General features: G+C 62.8%; 25 protein-coding genes. 4 read left to right on the top strand and 21 right to left on the bottom strand.

Translation table 11 applies throughout. From position 1 onward, the window contains the following. Window position 1 precedes the first annotated feature (1 nt). Window positions 2–1015: a phosphodiester glycosidase family protein gene (locus BW934_RS10230; RefSeq protein ID WP_076347764.1), complete on the top strand. Its 1014-nt coding sequence runs from the start codon at window positions 2–4 to the stop codon at window positions 1013–1015. Between the two features lie 20 nt (window positions 1016–1035). Further along, on the top strand, window positions 1036–2025 hold the full coding sequence (locus BW934_RS10225) for a hypothetical protein (protein ID WP_076347762.1): 990 nt from the start codon (window positions 1036–1038) through the stop codon (window positions 2023–2025). A 131-nt stretch (window positions 2026–2156) separates the two neighbouring features. On the opposite strand, the gene BW934_RS10220 is transcribed toward BW934_RS10225, so the two are convergent. From BW934_RS10220 to ppdK, 4 genes are all read right to left on the bottom strand, one after another. Then, window positions 2157–3047: a DMT family transporter gene (locus tag BW934_RS10220; RefSeq protein WP_076347760.1), complete on the bottom strand. Its 891-nt coding sequence runs from the start codon at window positions 3045–3047 to the stop codon at window positions 2157–2159. Window positions 3048–3203: 156 nt separating this feature from the next. Then, entirely contained in the window at window positions 3204–4070 is an 867-nt protein-coding gene (locus tag BW934_RS10215; protein WP_076347758.1) for a pyruvate, water dikinase regulatory protein, read from the bottom strand. Beyond that, entirely contained in the window at window positions 4049–4765 is a 717-nt protein-coding gene (locus BW934_RS10210; protein WP_084182572.1) for a helix-turn-helix transcriptional regulator, read from the bottom strand. The genes BW934_RS10215 and BW934_RS10210 overlap by 22 nt, the downstream gene beginning before the upstream one ends. A 50-nt stretch (window positions 4766–4815) precedes the next feature. Continuing rightward, window positions 4816–7503: a pyruvate, phosphate dikinase gene (gene ppdK, locus BW934_RS10205; protein ID WP_076347756.1), complete on the bottom strand. Its 2688-nt coding sequence runs from the start codon at window positions 7501–7503 to the stop codon at window positions 4816–4818. A 313-nt stretch (window positions 7504–7816) separates the two neighbouring features. Here ppdK and glpX point away from each other — a divergent pair, with 313 nt between their 5' ends. After that, the gene (gene glpX / locus BW934_RS10200) at window positions 7817–8782 is read left to right on the top strand and encodes a class II fructose-bisphosphatase (RefSeq protein ID WP_076347754.1); all 966 of its coding nucleotides are present in this window, start codon (window positions 7817–7819) and stop codon (window positions 8780–8782) included. A 101-nt stretch (window positions 8783–8883) separates the two neighbouring features. Here the strand turns inward: glpX and BW934_RS10195 are convergent, their stop codons facing one another. The 14 genes from BW934_RS10195 to BW934_RS10130 all read right to left on the bottom strand — a co-directional run bounded on the left by BW934_RS10195 (window position 8884) and on the right by BW934_RS10130 (window position 21066). After that, window positions 8884–9771, bottom strand: a complete 888-nt coding sequence (locus tag BW934_RS10195; protein ID WP_076347752.1) for an NAD(P)-dependent oxidoreductase — start codon at window positions 9769–9771, stop codon at window positions 8884–8886. A 31-nt stretch (window positions 9772–9802) separates the two neighbouring features. Continuing rightward, window positions 9803–10477 (bottom strand): 4-carboxy-4-hydroxy-2-oxoadipate aldolase/oxaloacetate decarboxylase, encoded by a 675-nt coding sequence (locus BW934_RS10190; RefSeq protein ID WP_076347750.1) that lies wholly within the window; start codon window positions 10475–10477, stop codon window positions 9803–9805. Then, window positions 10474–11190 carry a PIG-L deacetylase family protein gene (locus BW934_RS10185; RefSeq protein ID WP_076347748.1) on the bottom strand — a complete coding sequence of 239 codons (717 nt, stop codon included), beginning with the start codon at window positions 11188–11190 and terminating at the stop codon, window positions 10474–10476. The genes BW934_RS10190 and BW934_RS10185 overlap by 4 nt, the downstream gene beginning before the upstream one ends. 41 nt (window positions 11191–11231) lie before the next feature. Beyond that, window positions 11232–12143, bottom strand: a complete 912-nt coding sequence (locus BW934_RS10180; protein WP_084182569.1) for a DUF6282 family protein — start codon at window positions 12141–12143, stop codon at window positions 11232–11234. A gap of 122 nt (window positions 12144–12265) precedes the next feature. Beyond that, on the bottom strand, window positions 12266–12919 hold the full coding sequence (locus BW934_RS10175; RefSeq protein WP_076347744.1) for a GntR family transcriptional regulator: 654 nt from the start codon (window positions 12917–12919) through the stop codon (window positions 12266–12268). 38 nt (window positions 12920–12957) lie between these two features. Beyond that, the gene (locus tag BW934_RS10170; RefSeq protein WP_076347742.1) at window positions 12958–13905 is read right to left on the bottom strand and encodes a VOC family protein; all 948 of its coding nucleotides are present in this window, start codon (window positions 13903–13905) and stop codon (window positions 12958–12960) included. Window positions 13906–14083: 178 nt separating this feature from the next. Beyond that, window positions 14084–15046 (bottom strand): amidohydrolase family protein, encoded by a 963-nt coding sequence (locus BW934_RS10165; protein WP_076347740.1) that lies wholly within the window; start codon window positions 15044–15046, stop codon window positions 14084–14086. Beyond that, window positions 15043–15252, bottom strand: coding sequence for a 4-oxalocrotonate tautomerase (locus BW934_RS10160; protein ID WP_076347738.1), 210 nt, complete (start codon window positions 15250–15252; stop codon window positions 15043–15045). Before BW934_RS10160 ends, BW934_RS10165 begins: the two co-directional genes overlap by 4 nt. A gap of 12 nt (window positions 15253–15264) precedes the next feature. Further along, window positions 15265–16044, bottom strand: a complete 780-nt coding sequence (locus BW934_RS10155; RefSeq protein ID WP_076347736.1) for a 2-keto-4-pentenoate hydratase — start codon at window positions 16042–16044, stop codon at window positions 15265–15267. After that, entirely contained in the window at window positions 16013–17071 is a 1059-nt protein-coding gene (gene dmpG, locus BW934_RS10150) for a 4-hydroxy-2-oxovalerate aldolase (RefSeq protein WP_076347734.1), read from the bottom strand. Before dmpG ends, BW934_RS10155 begins: the two co-directional genes overlap by 32 nt. Before the next feature lie 6 nt (window positions 17072–17077). Then, complete coding sequence (locus BW934_RS10145; protein WP_076347732.1) at window positions 17078–17977, bottom strand: acetaldehyde dehydrogenase (acetylating); 900 nt, start codon at window positions 17975–17977, stop codon at window positions 17078–17080. Next, a complete protein-coding gene (locus tag BW934_RS10140) occupies window positions 17974–18768 on the bottom strand; it encodes a 2-keto-4-pentenoate hydratase (protein WP_076347730.1) in 795 nt (264 codons plus the stop codon). The genes BW934_RS10145 and BW934_RS10140 overlap by 4 nt, the downstream gene beginning before the upstream one ends. A gap of 14 nt (window positions 18769–18782) precedes the next feature. Then, window positions 18783–20219 carry an aldehyde dehydrogenase gene (locus BW934_RS10135; protein WP_076347728.1) on the bottom strand — a complete coding sequence of 479 codons (1437 nt, stop codon included), beginning with the start codon at window positions 20217–20219 and terminating at the stop codon, window positions 18783–18785. Window positions 20220–20256: 37 nt separating this feature from the next. Beyond that, a complete protein-coding gene (locus BW934_RS10130; protein ID WP_076347726.1) occupies window positions 20257–21066 on the bottom strand; it encodes a DODA-type extradiol aromatic ring-opening family dioxygenase in 810 nt (269 codons plus the stop codon). 190 nt (window positions 21067–21256) lie between these two features. On the opposite strand from BW934_RS10130, the gene BW934_RS10125 reads away from it, so the two are divergent. Continuing rightward, the gene (locus BW934_RS10125; protein ID WP_076347724.1) at window positions 21257–22084 is read left to right on the top strand and encodes an IclR family transcriptional regulator; all 828 of its coding nucleotides are present in this window, start codon (window positions 21257–21259) and stop codon (window positions 22082–22084) included. Here the strand turns inward: BW934_RS10125 and BW934_RS10120 are convergent. The 3 genes from BW934_RS10120 to BW934_RS10110 form a co-directional block, all read right to left on the bottom strand. Then, window positions 22051–23238: a 4-hydroxybenzoate 3-monooxygenase gene (locus BW934_RS10120; RefSeq protein ID WP_076347722.1), complete on the bottom strand. Its 1188-nt coding sequence runs from the start codon at window positions 23236–23238 to the stop codon at window positions 22051–22053. The genes BW934_RS10125 and BW934_RS10120 overlap by 34 nt on opposite strands. Before the next feature lie 339 nt (window positions 23239–23577). Beyond that, window positions 23578–24288 (bottom strand): CDP-alcohol phosphatidyltransferase family protein, encoded by a 711-nt coding sequence (locus tag BW934_RS10115; RefSeq protein WP_076347720.1) that lies wholly within the window; start codon window positions 24286–24288, stop codon window positions 23578–23580. Next, window positions 24281–25033: a phosphocholine cytidylyltransferase family protein gene (locus tag BW934_RS10110; protein WP_076347718.1), complete on the bottom strand. Its 753-nt coding sequence runs from the start codon at window positions 25031–25033 to the stop codon at window positions 24281–24283. The genes BW934_RS10115 and BW934_RS10110 overlap by 8 nt, the downstream gene beginning before the upstream one ends. Window positions 25034–25075 lie beyond the last annotated feature (42 nt).

The raw sequence follows: 25075 nt of genomic DNA, 5'->3' as shown, positions 1-25075 counted from the left end.
GTTGGAACGGCGACCTAAGCGGACGGCGCGCGTCCGCGATGGGAGGGAAAAGGACAGGCCAAGGCGCCGCGGCTGGCTGGGCGTGTTGGTGGCGACGGCAGTCTACGCCATGGTGTCGTCGTCCCTACTCATCTTTCACGGCCCGTTTCCGGCTCTGCGCACGTACGTGATTGACACGCTCGACGAAACGCGGCACGGCTACCTGTTGCGGCCTCTGTCTCTCTTTACCCTGCCTGAATCGGTCATTGCTGAACATGCGCTGAGCGGCAGCATGGTATCGGACACACTGCCTGTTTCGGACATTGTGAGCCGCGACTTTGCGAATGCGGACAACTCCATCCACCTGTATACGTATCACGGGAGCACGTTTACGGCGTACGTCCTGGTCGTGGACAACCCGAAGCGCGTCCGGGTGGCCGTCACGAAATACCTGGGCCAACGGGGTGAAACGGTGCCACAGCTCGTGCAGGACGCGGGCGCTGTGGCCGGGATCAACGGGGGTGCCTTCGCCGACAACAACCAACAGGGCACGGGCGCGCAGCCGCTTGGCATTACGATTGTGAACGGTCGCGTCGTGACGGGCGCAGGGTCGACGGGGAAGTACCCGGAGATTGGCTTCACCGCCGGAGGACAGATGATCGCCGGCTCGTATTCCCTGGCCGATCTCGAAAAGCTGCATGTCACACAGGCGCTGAGCTTTGGGCCCGTGCTTGTGCTGAATGGGCAGCCCGTGCAGGTGCCGGATCAGGGATTGAATCCGCGCACGGCCATTGGGCAGACCGCGGATGGAAAGGTCATCATGGTGGTGACGGACGGGCGCGGCCAGTTCGGCCATTTGGGAGCCTCCATGGCCGACATCACGGCCATCATGCTTCAGTACCACGCCGTGATCGCCGCCGACCTCGATGGCGGATCGTCGACGACCATGGTGTACAACGGCAAGATGGTCAACACGCCGGTCGATCTCACCGGAGCGCGCAGCGTGGCCACTGCCTTTGTCGTGATGCCAAACTGAGAAATGGGGGAGGAGCATCGATGGGTCAAGTGGAACGCCAGCCGCGAGGCAGGCGAGTGGGACGGCGATTTCTCGCGCTGGCGGCACTGTGCACCGCCTGCGAGTCGCTGTTCTTCTACCACCTCAACCATCTGCTCGTATCTCAGCAGGTGGCGTCACAGCAGGAAATTCAAGCGGCGATGCACCGCCGGGCACAGGTCGAACTCGCGGAGTTGAAGCGACAATACCCAGGTGTGACGGTTTCGCCCAACGGGCAGTACGCGACCTACGTCACGTCCGACGCGAGCGGGTGGTACGCCGTCCACGTGGTGCGCCTGGACACCGGTGCGCAGGTCAGCGAGGCCTCGAACCTGTACCCGGTGCAGTACGTGGATTGGCTCGGCAACGCTGAAGTGTTTGTAGGGGAAGAGCGTTCACCCGGCAACCTGGAGCTGAACACGTTCTACGTTTCGAATGGCCTCCAGGCGGACGAGACGGCCGCAAGCGTACCCGTGTTTTCCAATCTGTCCCCTGACGCCCGGATCGTCAAGGTGACCTACAGCACGGAGACCAACGACATCTTCGTGTTGATTGACGCAGGCGGCTCCACCGAGGTTTACCACGTCGGCACGATGGAAACGATTCAGCCGGTGACCGTGCCACCCGGGTACATTAAGAACATCGCGATGACGCAAACGGGAGACAACCTTTATTTAGAAATCAATCAGGGCGGCCAGTGGAACGTGGTGCGCCTCTATCAGACCAGCCAAACCAGCAGCTATACGGCAGAGTTTCAGATGGACTCGCAGCTCGTGAAGTCGAACGCGGCGCTCATCGGCGTCATCGGAAACACGCTCTACTACGGAACGGTCAACGGCAATGGACTGGTCACGGCGGTTTACCGTCAGACCGCAAACGGCGATCAACTCGTGCGCCAACTCGCACAGCCGACGCTCGCGAGCGAGATCGCCATCTCGACGTCCGGATCCGTAGCTCTGAACCCGCCGGCGATGACGGAGGTCGAGGTGTAAGGCCGACGCGAGGGGCCTACAAGCGGGGCGAAAGGCGGCCGGTGAAGGCCGGCGCTTCGTCTTTATAACTTGACATAATGTTGATTATCGGACGTTGAAGAACGTGAAGGAGGGGGCGCCGCGGGCCGCCGTCAGGCCGGCGTGATCGCCATGCCCAACGCGATGAGCAGTCCGCCAAGCGCGCTCGCCCACGACATGGCGTCGCCAAGCGCAGCCCAGCCGATGACGGCGGCAAACACCGGTTCAAGTGAAAACGTGATGGCCGTCTGGGCGGACGACAGGCGCTTTTGTGCCCAATTCTGCGCCCAGAGCGCGAATGCCGTGCCAAGCCATCCGTTGATGACCACCGCGTCCAGGACGCCCGGGCGCAGCCACACGGATGTGTCGAGCAGATGGCCCCACTGGCCGGAAAGCCACGCGGACGCGAAAGCCATGAGTGTCGACACCCAGATCTCCACCGCCGCCACGGCGAACGGAGCCAGGCCCTTCGCCCACCGGTCCACGATGACGATCTGCAGGGCCACGCCAAGGGCGCAGAGCGTGGTCTCGATGATGCCTCCCAGACGCCCGTGGAGATCGGTTCCTGCACACATGGCCACGAGTCCCGCGCATGCCAGGGCAATTCCCAACGCGCTGCGCCGGTCGATCGGCTGACGAGTCCAGACGCCCATCAGGATGGGCACCATGACGACGTTCAAACCGGTTAAAAATCCCGAGAGCCCGGGCGTAATGGTCTTGAGGCCTTCGGTCTGCAGGAGAAAGCTCGCCCCAAGTGGGAGTCCAGCCAACGCGCCCACCAGCCACGTGCGCGGGTGTCGAAACGCGGGCTCCTTCTGGCGAACGGCCAAGGCGAGCCCAAGGGTCGCGAGGGACGCCAAGGCGAAGCGCAGGGAGAGAAACGCGTAGGGCGGGACTGCGGAAAGCCCCTGCTTGGTCAAGGTGAACGTCGCGCCCCAGATGAACGTGACAAAGATGAGCAAGGCGCGGGCGCTCCATGCGCCCGTGACGCGAGCGCGCTCCATGCGGCCACCCTTTCTACGTGAACGCCCCGTCCGTTCGTGCAAGGCCGGGCCGCTCGGCGAACATCTAGAGATCAGATCTCTCGTTGCATATCTGAAATGTCGCGAGCGACAAGAGGGTCTGGTCTCCTCCGTCACTCGCCACCCGTGCGTCGCAACTCAGGGCTGCCTTCGCCCTTCGCTGTCCCGATGCCTGGAGACCAGCTCCAGGATGCGTTGGGCCGTCTCCTCAATCGCGCGGTCCGTCACGTCGATCAGCGGACAGCCGAGATCGCGCACAATGGACTCGGCGTAGAGCAATTCCTCCTCAATGCGCTTCCGGTCGGCGTACTGCGCGAGCACCGGCAAGCCCATGTGCTTCAGGCGCTGACTGCGAATGCGCATCATCTGCTCCGCGCCCATCGTCAGGCCCACAATGCGCGATCGCGGCACCTGGTACAGCTCCGCGGGCGGCTTGACTTCCGGAACGAGAGGAAGATTCGCCACGCGAAGCCCCTTGTGGGCAAGAAAAATGCTGACGGGCGTCTTGGAGGTGCGCGACACGCCGATGAGCACCACGTCGGCCTGGAGCAGGGCCCGCGGATCGCGCCCGTCATCCGCTTTGACGGCAAATTCGATCGCGTCGACGCGCCGGAAGTAGTCTTCGTTGAGGACATGCAGCAGTCCCGGTTTTTGCTTCGGGTGATCGTGGAACGTGTCGATGAACGCCTGCATCATGGGGCCCATGATGTCGACCACGCGCACGCCGAGCCGAATGCTCTCCATCTTCATCATCTCGCGAAGCTCCGGTTGGACGAGGGTGTACGCGATGAACCCGCCGGTTTGCTTCGCCGTCTCCACGATTTCGCGGATCTCGTCTTCCGTCCGCACCTGTGCGTACCGCACAATTTTCACGCGCCGCATATCGAACTGATGGATGACCGCGTGCACCACGGCCTCGGCGGTGTCTCCGAGTGAATCGGAGCAGATGTAAATCGTGCGCGTATCCTGAACATTTGCGTCGCTCATGACCAGCTGGTCCCCCATTCTGCCACCAGGCGCGCCAGCGTCGTTTTGGTAATCCGACCGACCACAATCGGCGGCTGGCCGTCTCCGCTCGAGGGCTCCACGACGGGCAGGCTGTCGACCTTGTACTCGATCATCCGCTTCGCCGCGTCGACCACTCGATCCTCTGGCGTCACCGTTTCGATGTGCGGATATCGCGTCATGATCATGCCCACGGGGAGCGAGGTGGCGCTGGCATTCCCCAAGGTGAATTTGAGCAGGTCTTTGCGCGAGACGACGCCCTGCAAGCGCCCCTCCTCGTCCGCGACGATCAGTCCCCCCACGTCTTCCAAGAACATCGTGATCACGGCGTCGTGCACCGTGGTCGTCTCCCGAACGATGACCGGCAGAGACTGGACCTCGCGCACGCGCAGATCGCGCCACGGCACGGGCGCCGGCGATTCCGCCGGTTCCGCGAGAAAATAACCCACCCGGGGCTTCGCGTCGAGTTGGCCCAGCATCACCAGCAGAGACAAATCCGAGCGAATCGTCGGACGGCTGACGCCCAACAGTTCCGCAATTTGATCTCCCGTGATGGGCTGATGCGCCCGCACAAGGCGAAGAATTTCCTTCTGACGAGGTGTGAGTTCGATGGGCCTCTCCCCCAGCAACAGGCGGCCAGGCGGCGATTCGGCCGCCTGGCCGCGAACGTGATCGCGAGCGTCTCTATTGTACATCAACATCCGCATCTCATCTGGTCTCCATTTGCCCCCTGGGTGGTGCGCCATCAACCGGTCATGCGCTTGCGCACGGCCGCCTGCGCCGCCGCGATGCGGGCGACGGGAATTCGGAAGGGCGAACAGCTGACATAGTCGAGCCCAATCTCCTCGCAGAACGCGATGGAGGCCGGATCGCCGCCGTGTTCGCCGCACACGCCGGTCTTGAGATCGGGCCGGCGCCTGCGCCCTGCTTCGACAGCCCACTGGATGAGCTTGCCGACTCCCTCCGTGTCGAGCGTCTCAAACGGATTGTGCGGCAGGATCTCGCGGTCCAAGTAGACGCTGAGGAACTTGCCTTCCGCGTCGTCCCGGCTGAACGCGAAGGTCATCTGCGTCAAGTCGTTGGTACCAAACGAGAAGAACTGCGCGTCTTCCGCAATCTGATCGGCCGTGAGCGCCGCACGCGGGACCTCGATCATCGTCCCGATCCGGTACTCCATCTCGACACCCTCGCGCTCCATCGTCCGCTTTGCGATCTCTTCCATGCGCTCGCGCAGCACGCGAAGCTCCTTGGGCGATCCGATGAGCGGCAGCATGACTTCAAGCTCCACGCGGATACCGCGCCGCTTGGCCTGCGCGGCCGCCGTCATGATGGCTTCCATCTGCATGTCGTAAATCTCCGGATAGACGATACCCAAGCGCGAACCTCGAAGCCCCATCATGGGATTCGCCTCGCGCAAGTAGCGGGCTTGCCGGAGCAGTTGTTCCGTCTGCGCGATCTCGTCCTCGGGCGCCCCCTTCGCGCGCAGCGCTTCCAGCCTCTCCTCCAGTTCGTCTTCCCGAGGCAAAAACTCGTGGAGCGGAGGATCGAGCAATCGGATGGTCACCGGCAGGCCGTCCATCGCTTCGAAAATGGCCGTGAAATCCGAAACCTGCAGCGGCAGAAGCTTCGCCAGCGCCTCCTGGCGCTCGGACGACGTCGTGGCGAGAATCATGCGCTGCACGAGAGGGACGCGATCGGGCGAGAGGAACATGTGCTCCGTGCGGCAAAGGCCGATGCCTTCCGCGCCAAACTCCCGGGCCCGCTTGGCGTCTTCCGGCGTGTCCGCATTGGCCCGCACCTTGAGGCGGCGTACCTCGTCTGCGATGGCGAGCAGCTCCTGCAGCTCCTCGGCCATCTTGGCCTCCTCCATCTGCGCCTCCCCGACGTACACCGTGCCCGTGCCACCATCCACCGAGATGACGTCGCCTTCCTTCAGCACCGTGCCATTGGACTCCACCGAGCGCGTCTCGAAATCGATGTGCACGCCGTCGCAGCCACACACCGCCGGCTTGCCAATGCCGCGGGCCACCACGGCCGCGTGGCTCGTCATGCCGCCGTGCGTGGTCACGACACCCTCTGCGGCCAGCACGCCGTGGATGTCCTCGGGCGTCGTCTCTGGGCGCACCAGCACCACCTTTTCGCCGCGCTGCGCCCATTCGACCGCCGTGTCCGCGTCGAGGACGATCCGCCCGACACTTGCGCCCGGCGACGCCGGAAGGCCCTTCGCAAACACCGGAAGCTGTTCGGTCCCCTGCAGCCGCCTGTGCAAAAGCTGGCGCAGGTGTTGCGCGTCGACGCGCAGGAGCGCCTCCTCCGGCTGGATTAAGCCTTCGTGCAACATGTCGATGGCGATGCGGACCGCCGCCTGAGCCGTGCGCTTGCCGCTCCGCGTCTGAAGCACGTACAGTTTGCCGCGCTCGACCGTGAATTCGACGTCCTGCATATCGCGGAAACGCGTTTCCAGCTGTTTGGCGAGCGCCACGAGAGACTCGTACACGGACGGCATCGTGTGCGCGAGATCCGCGATCGGCTGCGGCGTCCGAATCCCGGCCACGACGTCCTCTCCCTGGGCGTTGGCGAGGAACTCGCCGAACAACACCGGTTCACCCGTCGACGGGTGGCGCGTGAAGATGACGCCCGTGCCGCTGTCATCGCCCATGTTGCCAAAGACCATCGCCTGCACGTTCACGGCCGTCCCGAGCGTCTCGGGTATGCCGTGCGCCTTGCGGTACACGATGGCCCGCGGGCTCCTCCAGGAGCGGAAGACCGCCTCGATGGCCAGTTCGAGCTGCACATTCACGTCCTGCGGGAACGGCTGCCCGACGTGTTCCGCGAACAACTTCAAATAGGTCGCCACGAGTTCCTTCCAAGCATCGACAGGAAGGTCGCGATCGCGCTCGACGCCGTGTTTCGCCTTGGCGGCGCGCAACGCGTGTTCGAACGGCTCGAGCGACACGTTGAACACGACATTCGCAAACATCTGAATGAGACGGCGATAAGAGTCATAGGCAAACGCAGGGTCCTGCGACTGATTCGCGAGCGCCCTGACGGTCAAGTCGTTCAGACCAAGGTTCAAAATCGTATCCATCATGCCCGGCATCGATACGGGTGCGCCCGACCGCACGGACACGAGGAGCGGCTGAAACGCGTCGCCAAAGCGCTTTCCAGAGGTCCGTTCCAGACGCAAAACGGCCAGTCCGACCTCGTCGAGAAGTCCATCGGGGAACGCGCCGCCCCGCGCCCAGTACTCATTACACGCCTCGGTCGTGATGGTGAATCCGGGAGGCACCGGAAATCCCCACTGCACCATCTGCGCCAGATTGGCGCCTTTGCCACCCAACAGGGTCCGATTTTTCGGATCCGCTTGATCAAAGGCATACACCCAGCGGGCCGCGGTGACCTGGTTTTGCGAGACATCCTGCACCTGCGCCATGCTTGATCCCCCTTGTCGCGACATTCCTGCCATTCGTTGCGCGAAGCGTCGGCTTCCTTCGTGCCACGCCAGCTGCGATCCCGACTTGTGCCGTCGTAGCCAGCGTGCTCTCCGTATATAGTTCATATCACAGAACGAATTATGACGCAACAATTTCGTGTATCAGTTGACGAATCCGATATTATGATGTCATAATTCCGTTAAGGGTGAGTCTGCGGCGGCCCAACGTGTCGTCGCAAAGTCTCAGGACGCGACGGAGACCGCGCTGGGGATGCTCATCACAGGCAACTGAGTGACTGAGGAGGGATGGCCGATGGATCGGGAGCTTGCTCTCGAACTCGTTCGCGTCACGGAGGCGGCCGCGCTCGCTGCGAGCAGGTGGGTCGGCCGAGGAGACGCGGATGGCGCTGATGGTGCAGCCACCGAGGCCATGCGCAATATGTTTCGCACCGTCGAGATTCGCGGTGTCGTCGTGATCGGCGAAGGCGAGATGGACGAGGCGCCCATGCTCGCCCAGGGGGAAGAGGTTGGCACAGGACGCGGGCCGCGCGTCGATGTGGCCGTGGATCCTATCGAAGGTACGTCGATGGTCGCCAAGATGCTGCCGAACGCCCTTTCGGTCGCGGCCATTGCCCCACGAGGACATTTGTTGAAAGCCCCGGACATGTACATGGAAAAGCTCGCGTGCGGCCCTCGACTGCGCGGCATCCTGTCCCTCGACGATCCGCTCGAGACAACGTTGCGCAAGGCGGCAGAAGCGCTCGGCAAGCCTCTCTCAGAACTGTCGGTGGCCATGCTGGAGCGGGATCGCCACAAAGCCCACCTTGAGGTGGCCAGGCGCCTCGGGGTGAGGTTGAAGCTGCTGAACGCGGGCGACGTGCTCGGATGTATTGCGACGGCCCTGCCCCGCGGCGGCACGGATCTGTACATCGGCTCCGGCGGCGCTCCGGAGGGTGTCCTCGCTGCGGTCGCCCTGCGCTGCCTTGGCGGCGACTTCCAAGGGCGCTTGATGCCGCAGACTCCCGAGCAGCGCGAGCGCTGCCAACAACTCGGCCTCGACGTTGCCAAGACCCTCACGCTGTCCGATCTCGCCGGCGACGATGACGCCATCTTCGCGGCGACCGGCATCACGGACGGCGATTGGCTCGAGGGCGTGCGCCGAGAGGGCGATTACTTGCACACGCACTCCGTCGTGATGCGAGTTCGCACCGGCACGGTCCGCCACGTCAATGCGATTCATTATCGGCCGCTCGAGATGCGGCTTGCGCAGACGGTGTGACGTGCATCTCGCGCGTACGGCGACGGCCTGTGGTCGTGGTTGACGCTTCATCCTCTCCACACGTTCCCAACTCGAAAGGCCGCCAAGGGCGGCCTTCTTTTTTAGCTCCCGTTTTCTGCGTGTCGCTTGGTTTCGGCATCAGCCAGAGCCTGGAGCCACGCCTTCGCGTCTTTTGGCCGATCCGGCAAGTTTTCCAACACTTCCGCCGCTCGAGCGAGGCGGCGGTATCCCCCTTCGGCCACCGCCGGCTCAAAGCCGATCGACCTAAGGGTCTCGCTGACCTCGCTCAACTCGTGGGCCCGACGTTTCGCATGCTCGCGATTTCGCTCGATGAGATACATCGCCAATTCGCGAAGGCGGTGTGCGGGAAAGGAAGCGTCCAGCGAATCCAGGACGCGCTCCGTGAGCCCCATCGTTTCTGCGGCGGACAGGGCCTCGAGAAACAAGGCCTCGAGGCCCTTCAACACGGCCGAACGGCACATCTTCAAGAGCGCCGCCCCACCGACTTCGCCTTGCAACACTTCTACCTGACAGCCGTACGGCCTGAGCAGGGCCGCGAGGGCCGAAGCCCCATCTCCGTCCACGACGAGCGGCACGCGGTGCCCAAGCGGCTTGACGGCGGACATCACGGCCACCGCCGCATAGCGGACGGAGGGACGAACGCCCTTGACGATGTCCCCCACCGCGCGCTTGACCGACGGCGAACATGAGTTGAAGTCTGCGTACAGCGCGTTCTCGCGCAGGTGCGGTGCAGCCTCCTGTGCCACCGGAACGGCGGCCTGCGCCGTCACCAGCGAAAAAATCACGTCACAGGCCGCCGCGACATCGGCGAGGCTTTCGGCGGGCACAACGCCCAGGCGCTCGGCGCGGGACTTCCATGCCTCAACCGGCGCCGCGTCGTACGCCATCATGTCGCCTGCCCCAGCTTGACGGAGCCCCGCCGCGATCGCGCTCGCTGCCTCACCGAACCCTACGAATCCGATGTTCATCTTGCTCCCTCCCGGAGGCCCAGTGACCTCGTCAGACCCACGTCACGCCCAGGTCTTTCAACTGGTCCCGCAGACCGTAGATGTCGAGCCCGAGCTCGCCGGCGGCCAAGCGAGACCGAGTCGCCGCTTCCCTTTCCACCCGAGCTTTCGCGCGTTGGACCACCTCTTCCGCGCGCGCCTTGGGGACACAGACCACCCCGTCCGCATCCGCCACCACGATGTCGCCAGGTTCCACGAGGGTGCCCGCGCAGACCACCGGAACATTGACGGATCCAGGCGTGGCTTTGACTGTGCCCTGGGCCGAGATGGCCCGCGACCACACGGGAAAGCCCATCGATTCAAGCTCTTCGACGTCGCGCACACCCGCTTCAATCACGAGTCCAGCGACCCCGTGCGCCTTGAGCGAAGTGGCGAGCAGTTCGCCAAACATCCCGTCCGTGCTGGGCGACGTGGTGGTGACCACGAGCAAATCGCCAGGCTGACAAACCTCCACGCTTGCATGAATCATCAGATTGTCGCCGGGGTGACACAGCACGGTTACGGCCGTTCCGAACGCGCGCGCACCACGGTACACGGGCCGCATGTAGGGCAGCATCAACCCAGTCCGTCCCATCGCCTCGTGCAAGGTCGCGACGGAGTAAGCGCCGACCTGCTCGACGAGTGCACGATCCGGCCGCTCGATGTTCGTTACAATGACGGGCTTCATACAAACGCACCCCCGACGGACGGGAAGACGCGCTGATACGCCTCGGCATAGACGATCTTTTGTCCCGAATTGCGACCGGCCTGCACCCCTCTGCGCTTGGCGACGTCCGTGTAGTACGCCCACAAATGCTCCTGGGCCTGCATGCATTCCATCGCCTTTCGCTTCTGCTCAAAAACCGGCGTGATATCGAGCAGCAGGTCGATGCGAAACTGGCATTGTTCTGGCTGATGAGGTTCGAAGGAATAGAGCTGCGGCGCGCCGATCGGCGGATCCTCAGATGGATAGCCGTGCGCCTGAGCGAGGATGCGCGTTTCGCGCACGAGCTCCGCGGTGCGTGGATGGTCCGCATTGTAGGGATCCAAGAAGGTGTGCGTCAGAAGAATGTCGGGTTGATGCTGGCGAAATTCCTGCACGAGGGTATCTCGCAGCGCCGGAGTGACCTCAATCGGATAGTCGCCAACATCCAAAAAGCGAATCTCCGCGCCCAAAATCTCCGCGGCGCGCTCAGCTTCTTCGCGGCGCGTGCGCTTGATCTCGTCCAACGACTTTCCGGCTTTCCACAGGCTCGCCGATTCACCCCGCTCACCGAACGTCAGACAGAGCACGCGAACCTTCCATCCGCGGCCGCTGTACAGCGCGATGGCACCTCCAGCGCGCCACACGAAGTCGGCGGCGTGCGCGCTGATGACCATCAGGCAACCCTTGTCTGCCATGTGAAACACACTCCTTCGCGTTTGTTCGTCTGGACTTGGGATTACGCGTTGACGCCGATGAGCCGGCGCGGGTTGTCCACCCACATCGTCCGAAGGGCATCAGGAGAAAACCCCGCATCCAAGAGGCGCTGCGAGAAGTCGAGGATTCCCTCCACCACGCCAGGGTTCGATTTCTGGCCGAGATCGGTCGAAAGCAGCGTGTGTTCCGGTCCAACGGCACGAATGGCCTCGTACAGCGTGTCCCAATCGCACTTGTTGGTGTAAAAGGTCGTGTAGCAGTGTTCGATGGTGGCGCCGAGCCGGGCAAGTTGGACCTGATCGTCGATGGAGAGCGCTTCGGACGGAAAGAGCGCGTGCGTGACGACGATTTTGGTGAGACCGAGGGCTTTGGCGTGTTCCACCACGGCGAAAATTTCGTCGCGAGCGAGATGCCCGGTCGCAAGCACCATGTCATAGCGGCGAATGCGCTCGAGGCACTGCGTGAGATCCTCGCGCAGTCCACCCCTGTGGTCGAACACCGAGATGGGTTCGAAGCCGATGCCTTCTTCACGAATTTCGGCTTGGATGCGGGCCCAAAAGGGCAGATGGGATTGGCCTCGGGCCGCCTGGTGCTCAGGGCTTTCGTTGGCCGCATCGACCGTCGGCAGCCAGACGATGCGCGCGCCGGCGCGTCCGGCGAGATCGACGGCTACCGGGTTGAGCCCGCCCACGGCGTGATTGAGCACCAGAGCGCCCACCACGTCGACACCTTCCACCACGGACGACACGACCTTCGCCCGCTCAACGGTCGGGAAGTAGTGAGATTTCAGGGTGAAGCCCGACCACCCCAGATCGTGGAACTTGCGTGCGAGGGATACGTCGTCAATGCTGCGCTCCACGAGGTCTGGCCACACATGCACGTGCAAGTCATACAGGCCCTGCAAGACCGAAACGAGCTGTTGCGTTTGCGCCACGCCGTTCCCACCTTTCCAGCACATTCGCATCTCATATTGTCCGACAATCAAGGCGACATTTTAGCGCATACATCGCACCCACAGCCGTGCAGAAAGGGTGGGTGCCAAAGGCCGCGCGATACCTAAAACCCCTGGCGCATCTCGCGCAGGGTGTCACAAACGCGGCTCAAGTGAATGCGCATGGTCTGTTCGGCGACGTCGGGATTGCGAGCCCGAATGGCCCGCACGATGGCTTCATGCTCTTCCATCGATGCGCGAGACCGGTTCGGGGCCAAAATGGTGCGATACTGATAGCGCACGCTCTGGGAGTTCAGGGTATCCAGAAGCCTCCGCGCCGTGTGATGTCTCGATATTTCCGCAATGCAGCGATGAAGCTTGGCGTTTCCATCCGAGTACGACAAGAGGTCTTGCCCCTCGTAATGTCGACGCATCCAAGCCAGGATGTCCTCCAATTTTGCGACATCCTCATCTGTGGCACGAAGGGCGGCGTACCGCGCAATCAGGCATTCGAGCGCCATGCGGACTTCCAAGATTTCGACAGCCTCGTCGTGCGACACGTGGCGGACGCGCGCGCCGCGGTAGCGCTCCCGTTCCACGAGCCCGTCCTGCTCAAGGCGCGCGAGCACCGTGCGAATGGTCGCACGGCTGGCCCCCAGCCACCTTGCCAGGTCCATTTCGACGAGCCGCTGCGACGGCATCAGTGTCCCGTCAATGATGGCGTTGCGCAGACGCCGATAACACTCTTCCTCCGTGTAACCCTGGCTCGAGACTTCCACGACGCCACCGCCTCCGGTCGACTGATCATCTGGCTCAGTTATACCACAGGCGTGCCGTAGTGGTGAAAGCTTTCCACCGTCTTGTTGCCCCAGGCTTGACCGCGCGCCCGCTCCGCCTCCGTCCACGTGATGGGCTCCCAGTCAGGGGCAAGAACGAGATAGCCGCCCGAGCACACTTCAATCCGGTTCCCGCCCGGCTCATAGACGTAGACGAAGTAGGTCTGGTTGATGGCGTGCTTGCTCGGCGCAAACTCGATGTACACGCCGTGATCGACAAACAGGTCGGCCGCCCGCCAGATGCTTTCGTTCGTATCGACGCGAAACGCAATGTGATGCAATCGACCGCGCGCGCCGGTGGCATCGAGCGTGTACACGACATCGTACGACTTATTCATGGCGCGATACCAGACCCCTGGCCTGATGCCGTTGTCGAGGCGGATTTGCTCCGTGAGCTTCAGCCCGAGTACGGCTTCCACAAAGTCCCCGTCTCGCTCGGCGTTCGAAGACAGAAAGTTGATGTGATCGAGCGTTTTCACGCCGACGCCCCGACCGGTGAACTTCTGCGGTTGGTTCTTGTGAAACGGGCGCAAGTGATCCGGCGGCATATAGCGGGTGGTCTCATAGTAGAGCTCATAAAGATGTCCGTCCGGGCCTTGAAATTGGTACGCCGGCCCGTGGCCCACGCTTTGCGCCACCCACCTGCCTGGCACACCCGCCTCCTCGAGCGCACGGATACGCCGTTCGAGGGCGGCCTCGCTGGTCGTTCGCAGCGCCGTCTGGCCCACTCCCGCTCGATCCGCGTCGGTCAGGATGAGCGAGTACATCTCGTAATCGCCCATGCACCTCAGATACACGGAGTTGCTCTCTCGCTCCACCTCTTCCATTCCCAGAATGTCTCGGAAGAAGGCACAGCTCTCCTCGATCTTCGGCGTCAGAAGCTCCACATGCCCGAGGTGCGCGATGTCGTAACAGGGCTCACTCGCCATGCTGCTACTCCCTCCTCTTCGCCTGAGTTCCCTTGGTCTAGCCGAGGCCACGAGCATGTTGTCACCTAGATTGTCTGACAATCAAGGCGCCAATTCCATGATGCCTTACGCCCTCACTTTTGTCAACGTTTTCAGCGCCCTTTGCGCACAAGGGGAAGCAGGGCCGTCAGGCCCTGCGTCACGCGCCGCCCGAGCGCAGGTCGACCAGCGCCCCCAAGTCCGCGCCTTCCTTGGGTGGCCAGGCGCAAAGGTCAAAGGGGTAGTCCGATCCGGGAAGGACGCGTTCATCCCCTGCGACGTCTCGCAGCAAGCGCAGGGCCGCGTCGGACCACAGCACGTTGTCGTAAAACATGCGCCGGAGGTATGCGGTCGGCCGATCCTGCAACTTCGCCCTGACCTGTGGCCACACCTCGTATCCCTTTTCGATCCGGCCCAACTGGTACGGCAAAAACCCGCCTCCGTGCGCCAAGAGCACCCGCGCCCTGGGATACCGATCCAACAGCCCGGACAACACGAGGTGTGTCGCCGCGAGCGTCGTCTCCCACGGTACGCCGATCAGGTTCGGCAGCATGAGCCGGGCCGCCCGCGGATCCGCGTGGAGCAAGGGGTGCAAGAAAAGCACGGCCCGTCTCGCATCAAGAACCTCCCAAACGGGCCAGAACGCTTCGTCGCCGATGAGCGCCTCCCCCACGCCGGGACCGACAATGGCGCCCACAAATCCCTGGTCCAGCCGCCGCTCGAGTTCCTTGGCGGCGGCTTGCGGATCCGCGAGCGGCAGTGTGGCGAGCGGGCGGAACATCTGTCCATGAGGCACAAGTACTTGATGCAGCGCGTCGTTGTAGACCTCGGCCACGAGCCTGCCGATCTCGGCCGGGAGATGGTACACGAAGAGCTGAGGCACAGGTGAGACCAGGGCCAAGCGGATGCCCGCCTCCCGGTTGGCAGCGGCGAACGCGTCGAAGTCGACGAACGCGCGCTTCAGCTCAAACGACCACCTTCCCTCGACCGTCAAAAACGGCTCTTTGGTCGGATCGCGGCGCTCCAGCGCGATATGCACGCGGGACTCGCGTTGGAGAACGTCGAGCACCTCGCTCGGCAAAAAATGCGTATGCACGTCGACGGCTCCGCCCGAACCGGTCATCGTGGGTCACCCTGCCCGCTATCCTGGTCCGCCTTGGATACGCCGCCAACGCCCCAGTGGCTCTTCGGCACCTCGTAAAGGATGACGCGCACCGTCTCCCGCTTCGCGCCGAGGGTGTCCACCACTGCGTCCGTCACTTTTTCGATGAGCGCGCGCTTTTGTTCGGGCGAGCGCCCTTCCACCATGGTCACCTGGACAAGCGGCACGTGTCGTCCTCCTCACTCCGTTACATTCAGTTCCAATGAACCCATGCCCGCAAACGCGATTTGGACGCGATCGCCCGGGTGGACATGAATCGCTTCCGTGATGCCGCCGGTCAACACCACCATGCCGGGCTCGATGGCGGCGCCATAGCGGGTCAGCATCCGCACCTGCTCGAGCACAGACTTCACGGGATGGCCAAGCACTGCGGCCCCGGCCCCGGTCTGCACGACGTTCCCGTTGAGCCGCATCACGACGCCCACTTCGTCCAGGCGAAACGCGTACGGCGAGAACGCCTGGTCCCCGAGATAAAAGCGGGCGCTCGACGCGTTGTCGGCGATCACGTCGATGAGCGTAAACGAGAAGTTTTCGTATCGGCTGTCGATCACTTCGAGCGCCGGCACGACGCACTCGGTGGCGAGCCACACGTCGCGCACCGTGACGTCGGGCCCGGCCAGGCGGCTGCGGAAGACAAAGGCGATCTCAGGCTCCACGCGGGGATGGATGAGCCCGCGCACGGAAAGCACGGGGTGCTCCAGCTCCATGGTGGAGAGCAGGTGACCGAAGATGGGCTCGTCGACCCCGACGGATTGCTGCTTCGCCTTGCTCGTGAGGCCCATTTTCCAGCCGACCAGGCGCGCGCCCTCGTCCATGTATTTCTGCATGGTGAGACGCTGAATCTCGTACGCGTCGTCGACCGTCAGCCCCTCATAGCGAAGCGTCAGTTTGGGCAACTCCGCAGCCGCCGTCTGATGGCGGTACAGCTCATCCGCGATGACCTGAAGTCGGTGCGACACGATCCTTCCCCTCCCTGCCGTGCGCGATCTCGTACGCGACGTCCACGATCATATCTTCCTGGCCACCCACGACGCGCCGCTTGCCGAGCTCGACGAGAATGTCGCGCACGTCCACGTCGAACTGCTTGGCGGCGCGCTCCGCGTGCAGCAGGAAGCTGGAGTACACGCCGGCATAACCCAGGGTGAGCGCCGTCCGATCCGTCAGAACCGGGCGAGCCATGCGAGGCCGCACCACCTCTTCAGCGGCGTCCATGGCGGCGTAAAGGTCCACGCCCGTCGCAATGCCATACTTCTCGCAAGCCGCCACGAACACCTCGAGCGGCGTGTTGCCCGCGCCCGCGCCGAGGCCAGCGAGGCTCGCGTCGATGCGATACGCGCCTTCTTCGACGGCCGCGATCGAGTTGGCCACCGAGACGCCCAGGTTGTTGTGCGCGTGAAAGCCCACCTGCACTTCGTCTGGCAAGGCTTGGCGAAGCGCCGATACCTTGCGGCGCACTTCGTCCATGAGCATGGCACCCGCGGAGTCGACGATGTAGACGCAGTGGGCGCCATACGAGGCCATCTTCTTCGCCTCCTCCACGAGCCGCTCGGTTTCCGTCATGTGGCTCATCATGAGGAAGCCCACCACGTCGAGCCCCATCTTGCGCGCCTCTTCCATGTGTTCCGCGGAGATGTCGGCCTCCGTTGAATGCGTGGCCACACGGACGCCGCGAATGCCGAGTTCAACCGCGCGCTTCAAGTCCTCGAGCGTGCCGATGCCTGGCAAGAGGAGCGCGACGACGTCGGATCGTTGGACCGTTTGGCACACCGTGCCGACGTACACCTCCTCGGACTCTTTGGAAAAGCCGTATTGAATCGAGCTGCCACCGAGTCCGTCTCCGTGCGATGCTTCAATTTTCGCGACGCCCGTCCGATCCAGCGCCGCCGCGATGGCGCGCGCATCCTCGGCGCTGAACTGATGCCGCACCGCGTGCATGCCGTCCCGCAGCGTGACATCCGTGATTTCAATCTGATACCGATACGACATCTCGCCTCACCTCGCTTCGTCCGCGGACGCCACCTGAATCTTGTGGCGCGCGTATTCTTCGCCGAACTTGACGGCGGCGGCCGTCATGATGTCGAGGTTGCCCGCGTACACCGGCAGGTAGTCGCCGAGGCCCTCTACCTCGATGGAAATGCTGACGAGATCGCCCTGGAATAACGGCTCGCGGTTCAGCCGATAACCCGGAACGAACGTCTGCACGTGGCGGACCATCTGCTCAATCGACTCGCGCACTTTCGCATGAATTTCCGGACTCGACGCCTCCATCAAGCAATAGATGGTGTCGCGCATGAGGATGGGAGGTTCCGCGGGATTCAGGATGATGATGGCCTTGCCGCGCTTTGCTCCGCCGATGGTCTCCAGCGCCCTTGCCGTGGTTTGGGTAAACTCGTCGATGTTGGCCCGCGTCCCTGGGCCCGCGCTCTTGCTGGCGATGGTGGCGACAATTTCGGCATACCGCACGCCGACGACGCGGCTGACCGCATACACCATGGGCACGGTCGCCTGTCCGCCGCACGTGACCATGTTGACGTTCGGCGAATCGAGGTGCTCCTCCAAATTGACGGCTGCAATGACATACGGCCCGCGCGCGGCAGGCGTCAGATCAACCGCCTGAATGCCCGCCTCGCGCAAAAGCTTTGCGTGGCGCACGTGCGCCTTGGCGCTGGTGGCGTCAAAGACGATGTCGGGGCGAACGCCCTGATCGAGGACGTGCTTCAAGCCCTCTGCCGACGTCTCCAGTCCCATCTCCCGCGCACGGCGCAGTCCGTCCGACTCCGGGTCAATGCCGATCATCCAGCGCGGTTCGAGCCACGCGCTCCGGCGCAGCTTCATCAACAGGTCGGTGCCGATATTTCCTGATCCGACGATCGCGGCACTTAGCTTGGTCAAGCCGACCCCTCCTTTTTGGCCCACACGAATTCCACGGTACCGAGCGGCCCAAACGACAGGTGGACGTGATCGCCCGGCTGAATGGGTTGAGCTGCGCTGACGGCGCCTGACAACACGACGTGACCGGCGCGAAGCGGGGTGCCAAGCTCTGTGAGCGTGTTGGCAAGCCACGCGACGGCCTTCGCGGGATGGCCCATCACGGCCGCACCCGCCCCGGTCTGCACGACTTCGCCGTTGACCTTGAGCACGCCCCCCACGGTCTCGAGGTCCACGCCGGACAAGGCCGTCGGCAGGCTGCCGAGCACGAAGCATCCAGCCGAAGCGTTATCCGCGACGGTATCCACCAGGCGGATCCGCCAATCCGCGATGCGGCTGTCAATGATCTCAATGGCTGGTACGACAGCGCGCGTCGCCGCAAAGACGCGATGCATGTCGACGCCAGGGCCGACGAGGTCCTCCGCCAAGATGAACGCGATCTCCGGCTCGACCTTGGGCTGTAGCAGGGGGAAATCGACGCTCGCCCCGCTGTCAAACCACATGGAGCGAAACAGATGTCCAAAGTCGGGCTGGTCCACGCCGAGCTGGAGCTGCATGGGTTTGCTTGTGAGTCCGATTTTATGCCCGACGACGAGATCGCCCGCGGCCACGCGCCGCTCCACGTTCGCGAGTTGGATGCGGTAGGCATCCTCCACGGTGAGGTTCGCGTGCTCGTCCGTCAGGGGCGGAATCGGGGAGCGCGTCTGCTCCGCGCGCCACAAGGCATCCGCCAGAGATTGCAACCGTGGGTCCATGTCATCCACTCCGATCACAGCTTGATACAGACGTTTTTGAGCTCAGTGAAGAATTCAAAGCTGTGCACGCCGCCTTCGCGCCCGATGCCGCTTTGCTTCATGCCGCCGAAGGGCGTGCGCAGATCGCGAAGAAACCACGTGTTCACCCAGATGACGCCCGCTTCGAGCTCACCGGCGATGCGGTGGGCGCGCTTGAGATTCGACGTCCACAGGGTCGCCGAAAGCCCGTAGTGCGTGTTGTTGGCTAGGCGCACCACTTCCTCCTCGGTGTCAAACGGCTGCACCGTGACGACGGGGCCGAACACCTCCTGCTGCGTGATTTCGCAGGTCTCGTCGACGTCGACAATCACGGTCGGCTCGTAGAATGCGCCCGCCTTCAGGTGCTCGGGCCGTCTGCCGCCCACCAAGACGCGGCCGCCCTCTTCCACCGCCCGTCGAACAAACCCGTCGACGCGCGCGAGGTGTTCCTCGGAGATGAGGCTGCCCACGTCCGTCGCGGCATCCAGTGGATCGCCCACCTTCAGCTGACGGGCGCGATCGACAAGGGCCGCGACGAACTTGTCGTACAGGGGCCGCTCGACGTAGATGCGCGATCCGCAGAGGCACACCTCGCCTTGGTTGACGAAGCTCGAGCGGACCGTCGTGGCGATCGCGTCCTCAAAGTCACAGTCCGCGAAGACGATGTTCGGGTTCTTGCCCCCGAGTTCGAACGAGAGCCGCTTCAACGTGTTCGCGGCCGAGCGCATGACCGCCTTGCCGGTGGTCGTCTCGCCCGTGAGCGAGATCAGGTCGACATCCTCATGCTCGGTCAGGAATTGGCCGGCCGCGTCCGGGCCAAACCCGTGCACGACGTTCAACACGCCGTCTGGCAGCCCCGCCTGCTTGCAGATTTCAGCGAGCTTGGTCGCCGTCATGGGCGTGAGCTCGGCCGGCTTGATGACACATGTGTTGCCGGCCGCGAGGCAGGGGGCGACCTTCCAGGTCAACAGGAACAGCGGCAGATTCCACGGCGAAATGAGGCCCGCCACGCCGACCGGGCGCCGCAGCGCGTAGTTGAGCGCCACGCCCTCCATCTCGAAGGTCTCGGTCGACAGCCCTTTCACAAAATCCGCAAAGAAGCGAAAGTTATAGGCAGACCGCGGAATATCGAGGCTCTTGCTGAGTGTCAGAGGCTTGCCGGTATCCTGGGTCTCGAGCAGCGCAAGCTCTTCCAGATTTTCCTCAATGAGATTGGCGATGCGATGCAGAATGGCCGCGCGCTCCTGCGCCGTCGTGCGGCCCCACGTGCGAAATGCGCGTCTTGCCGCCCGTACCGCTCGGTCGATCTCGGCCCGCCCGCCCTCGGCCACGGTGCCGATGCGTTCCCCCGTCGCGGGATTGATGTTGTCAAACGTCCGCCCATCTTCGGACGGCACAAATTCACCGTCGATAAAATGAAGCACCTGTTTCATCGTCATCCCTCACCTCATCTGCTTGGTCGTTGTGTCCTCAGCCCGCGTCTCGATACCGAAGCGTCAGCACCGGATTCCCAGAACCGGACGATGGGCCGTAACCGTGCAGCTCGCCCTCAAACTGCTTGCGCAAGACGCCGAGCAGAACGGCCACATGCCGCCCGCCGGACTCGACGCCCGCGGCGCGCACGTAGGACGGCAGCATGCTGATGGCCGACTGTTTGTCGCCTTTGACGAGGTACTGGCAAAACTCGCGGTCCAGGGCCTGCTCGGTCAGGTTCGGCCACTTCTCCGGCCCACGGCCGAGATTGTGCGCGAGGGCTCCGCTCGCCAAGAACACGACGCGCTCCGGCGATTCCAAGAACACGTCCCCCAAGACCTCGCCCCACTGCATCGACTCCTCGAGCGACGCCGCCCAGCAGACGGACAACGCCACAACCGGCGTCGGCCGCTTGAGCAGGTACCGAAGCGGCACGACGGTGCCATAGTCCCAGACGTACGTCGGATCGTCCACGGCGACAACCTGGAGTCCGCTCCGCTTCCCCGCCTCCACCATCCGCCTGCCGAGCTCAGGGTGTCCCGGGTGATCGTACGGAACGTCGCTGATGAGATCCGGGCACTCCACGGCGGTCAAAATCCCCTGATGCCGCGGCGTCACGTCCACGTAGTGCATGAAACTGGACATCCAGTGGCACGAGATGATGACAACCACATCGGGGCGAATTTCGTCGATCACGTCCGCGCATTTCAACATCGCCTCGACCATCGGCTTCTGAAATTCCGGAACGCGGTCCCGATGGCAGATCCTCGGCGTGTGCGGCGTGATCATTGCCAGTTCCAGGCTCATCTCGCTCCCTCCCCAAACTTTCCAATTGAAGATGTGATAGAACGCTGCGGAATGTTGGTTCCGGCTGCTGCTCTCATCGTAACACCCTGAAAGCGCTCGCTATACGCTCTTGTTTCTCTATGCGGAACGTGATACACCATGACTAGAAGCGCTTTCACGCTGACGAACCTTCGGCGAGGAGGAATGGGCTATGCCGAGACAATCCGACGCGCGCACGCTTTCATCGCTCCGCCACGCGCTGCACGCGCTTCGCTGCTTTTCACAAGACGAGCCCGAACTCGGTATCACCGAGATTTCGCGCAGGCTCGGCCTTTCCAAGAGCACTGTTCACCGCATCATGGCGACGCTCGCGGAAGAGGGTTTTGTGCACCGGGACGAAGATTCACATCGGTATCGGCTCGGTCTGTCTGTCCTCAGCCTTGGCGGGATCATCATGTCCAACCTCGAAATTTGCCGAGAAGGTCAGCACCTTCTCGAGGAGTTTGTGCACCGCTTCGACGAAACGGTCCACCTCGCTGTGCTAGAAGATTTTTGCACAGTCTACGTCAGCAAGCTGGAATGTAAGCACCCCGTCCAGATCGCGACGCACGTCGGACGGCGGAATCCGCTTCACTGCACCAGTTCCGGCAAGGTCATTTTGGCGTATCAGGACGAAGCCATGATTGAGGAGGTCATTGCGCGCGGACTCCAATCGTTTACGCCCAGTACCATCACCGATCCTGACCGCCTGCGCGCCGCACTTGCCAAGATTCGAGACGCTGGCTACGCCACGAGCGTCGGCGAACTCCGCCCAGGCGTGAACAGCGTCGCAGCCCCAGTGCGCGACTACACCCGCAGAGTCATCGGGGCAGTCACCGCCGTCGGTCCCGCGGCGCGCTTCACGGACGAGAAGATGAAGTCGCTCGCGAAAACGCTCATCTCCATCAGCCGGGAAATCTCGAACCGCCTCGGCTACTATGAGCGGCCGAGATCGCGCGCTGTGCTTCAAATGTCCCATTCAATGGGCAGGCCGACGTAATTTTCGGCAATGGTGCCTCGTCCGTGCACCGATGACGTCACGTAATCCAGCTCGGCCAGCTGAATCTCGCGCTCGAACGGCGAGTGATTGGGAAAGCAGTGCAGCATCTGTGTCATGAAATACGAGAACCGTTCCGCCTTCCACACGCGCCGCAGGCAGATGGCGGAGTAGCGCTGCAGGAGATCGTCTGTTCCGTGGCGCTCGAAGCGCGCGATGGCCTCCGCGAGCACACACGCGTCGGACACCGCGAGGTTCAGCCCTTTCGCGCCCGTCGGCGGGACGATATGTGCGGCATCGCCAGCCAGATAGAGTCGGCCGTACTGCATGGGAGAACAGACGAAGCTGCGCATCTGGACAATGGATTTTTGCAGGATGGGACCTTCGATGGGCGCCCAGCCTTCTTCGGTCGCGAGGCGCAGCCGCAGTTCCTCCCAGATCCGGTCGTCCGACCAGTTGCGGATATCGTCGTCCGCGTCCACCTGCAGGTACATGCGCTGAATTTCCGGAGAACGCGTGCTGACGAGCGCAAAGCCGCGATCGCTGTTGCAATAGATGAGCTCCCGACTCGAGGGCGGCGCCTGCGTGAGAATACCCAGCCACCCCATGGGATAGGTCTTCACGTACTCGGTGCGAACGCTTTCAGGAATCGCCCGCCGACTGGGTCCATGAAACCCGTCACAACCCGCGATCACGTCACATTCAAGGACCTCGAGCGGCCCTTCCGGTTCGCGCCGAAACAGAATGCGCGGCCTGTCGCTGTCAACCCCCTCCAGAGACACGTCCTGGACCGAAAAAATCACCTCACCCCCCTGTTGCAAGCGGGCGGCGACGAGGTCCTTGATGACTTCGTGCTGCGCGTAGAGCGTGACGGACTTGCCTGTCAACTCCTTTAAGGGGATTCGCCGCCCGCGCCCGCGAAAGCGAATTTCAATGCCTTCGTGCTCTTCGCCGAGTTTCTCCATCCTCTGGTGAACACCGAGTTCTCGCATGAGATCGGCGGTCCCTTGTTCCAGCACGCCGGCGCGAATGGTCTGTTCGATGGCCTGCCGGGATCGCACCTCCAAAATCACCGACTCCACGCCGCGGCGAGCCAGTAAGAGTGACAAAAAGAGCCCCGCAGGACCCGCGCCGAGAATCCCGACCTGAGTTCGCACGTGTCTCCACCTCGCGTTCCATGAATTGGATGACATCAACAACTTCCAAATCAAGTCTATCGCGAGGCGCCGTAGGAGCGAATGCCGTTGTTCCGACATGCGGAAAACCAAGTGCCGTTCGCTCTCATTGTACGCTCCGGCGGGGCGGACCAGCTTTGATCCTGCGCATCATCACGCTTCGTATCGTTGACCTCCCGATGAAGAACCAGGCTCGGCCATGGGTCAGGCGTTCAGCGGGTGTGACCCCATCAAGACAAATCGCGGGAGCCCAGGAGGACTCCCGCAATTTGTCGCTGTGACCAAGATGGGTACCGCACCCACTGTGTTCGTCGATTCGCTTTACGCAAGGCCCCGCGACCACTTGTACAACTGAACGGCAGGGCGATACGCGCACATGAGGAGGCCGAGAATGGCGACAAAGTGAAAGAACGCTGAGATGGCGTTGAACGCGACGAAAACCAAGAGCGCGAAATACTGCTCCCCGATGATGAAGCCGCGAAACGGGATGAAGCTCCGCCATCGCTGCACTTGATAAAAGCGCGACGTGCTATCCGGCGATCCGGCGCCCGCCCCCGTGCCCTCGCGCGGCTTGAAACGAATTTGCCCGTAGTATTCCAGAAGATACAACGCAAACAGCGACGTCATCGCCCACGCCCAGACGTTCATCGCGTTCGGGTGCCAACGCGTGTAGCCGTACGCGAGACTGAAATACACCGCGAATTCTTTGATGCGATCCGCGACCTGGTCTAGCCAACCGCCGATCGCGGAAAATTGCTGGCGATAGCGAGCCATCTGGCCATCGGCACAATCGAAGACATACGAGATTTCCACCAGAACCAGGCCCGCGATCACATCTCCGCGAATGCCTGTGGAAAATCCTAAGCACCCGATCAGGCACAGAAATAACGAGAAGATGGTGATCTGATTCGGCGTGACCGGTGTGTTGCGAAGCAGGTACACGAGCCGAATCGATAGCGGGTAAAAAAGATAGTTGGTCCAAATATCAATTGGACGCTTTGCGCAGGCGTCGATCCGCTTGAGCTCAGACATCTCGTTCCGCCCCTTGCGCGGCGAGAAGTCGTGGCACCACGCTTTCGACGGCGTACGCATAGTCCTCTGGAAAGTCGATCTCGACGCACGGCAGCCCCGTCACATCGACCGCCGTCAAGCCCGACTTGTCCACCATATGATCAAGCGCATACTCAAAGAACTGCATCTCGTTGCCTTCCACAGCGAGATCCAGCACTTCTGCGCGGAACCGCTCGGCGAAAGACCCTGCGAACTTGGCCACGCCGATAAACTCGCCCTCACACGAGGCCGGATCCAGGTGTTTGCCAATGGCGACGATTTGCCCATCCCGCACTTCGACCTTGACTTCCTCATCCCGGCACTGCTTTTTGTCCACAGCCAGATACCCGCCGTCCTGGCCGGGCGCGAGTTTTTCGAGGATGCGCGCGTCGTAGACGACATCAGCGTTCATGTAAAAGAAGTCTCCCCGCCAGTCGCGCAGCGCATGACTGAGCGAGAACAGTGTATTCGTCGACTCGTATGCAGGATTCTCCACAAAATCGACATGAAACGACGGATAGTGCGCACGAACGTAGTCTTGGACCATCTGCTTTCGGTATCCGACGACCATCAGGACGTCCCGTACGCCGCACCTGTCGAGCGCTTCAAATTGCCAGTCGATCACGGCTTTAGGTCCCACCGGCAACAGGCATTTCGGCCTGTCGTCCGTCAGTGGGCGCATGCGCCGCGACACGCCGGCGGCCAGGATGATTGCGGTCGGTTTCATCTCGAAATTCCCCCATCACCCGCGACTGCGAGAACCTCATCC

This window comes from Alicyclobacillus vulcanalis, assembly GCF_900156755.1.
GTDB lineage: Bacteria > Bacillota > Bacilli > Alicyclobacillales > Alicyclobacillaceae > Alicyclobacillus > Alicyclobacillus vulcanalis.
This window is presented reverse-complemented; position numbering and strand designations above follow the sequence as displayed.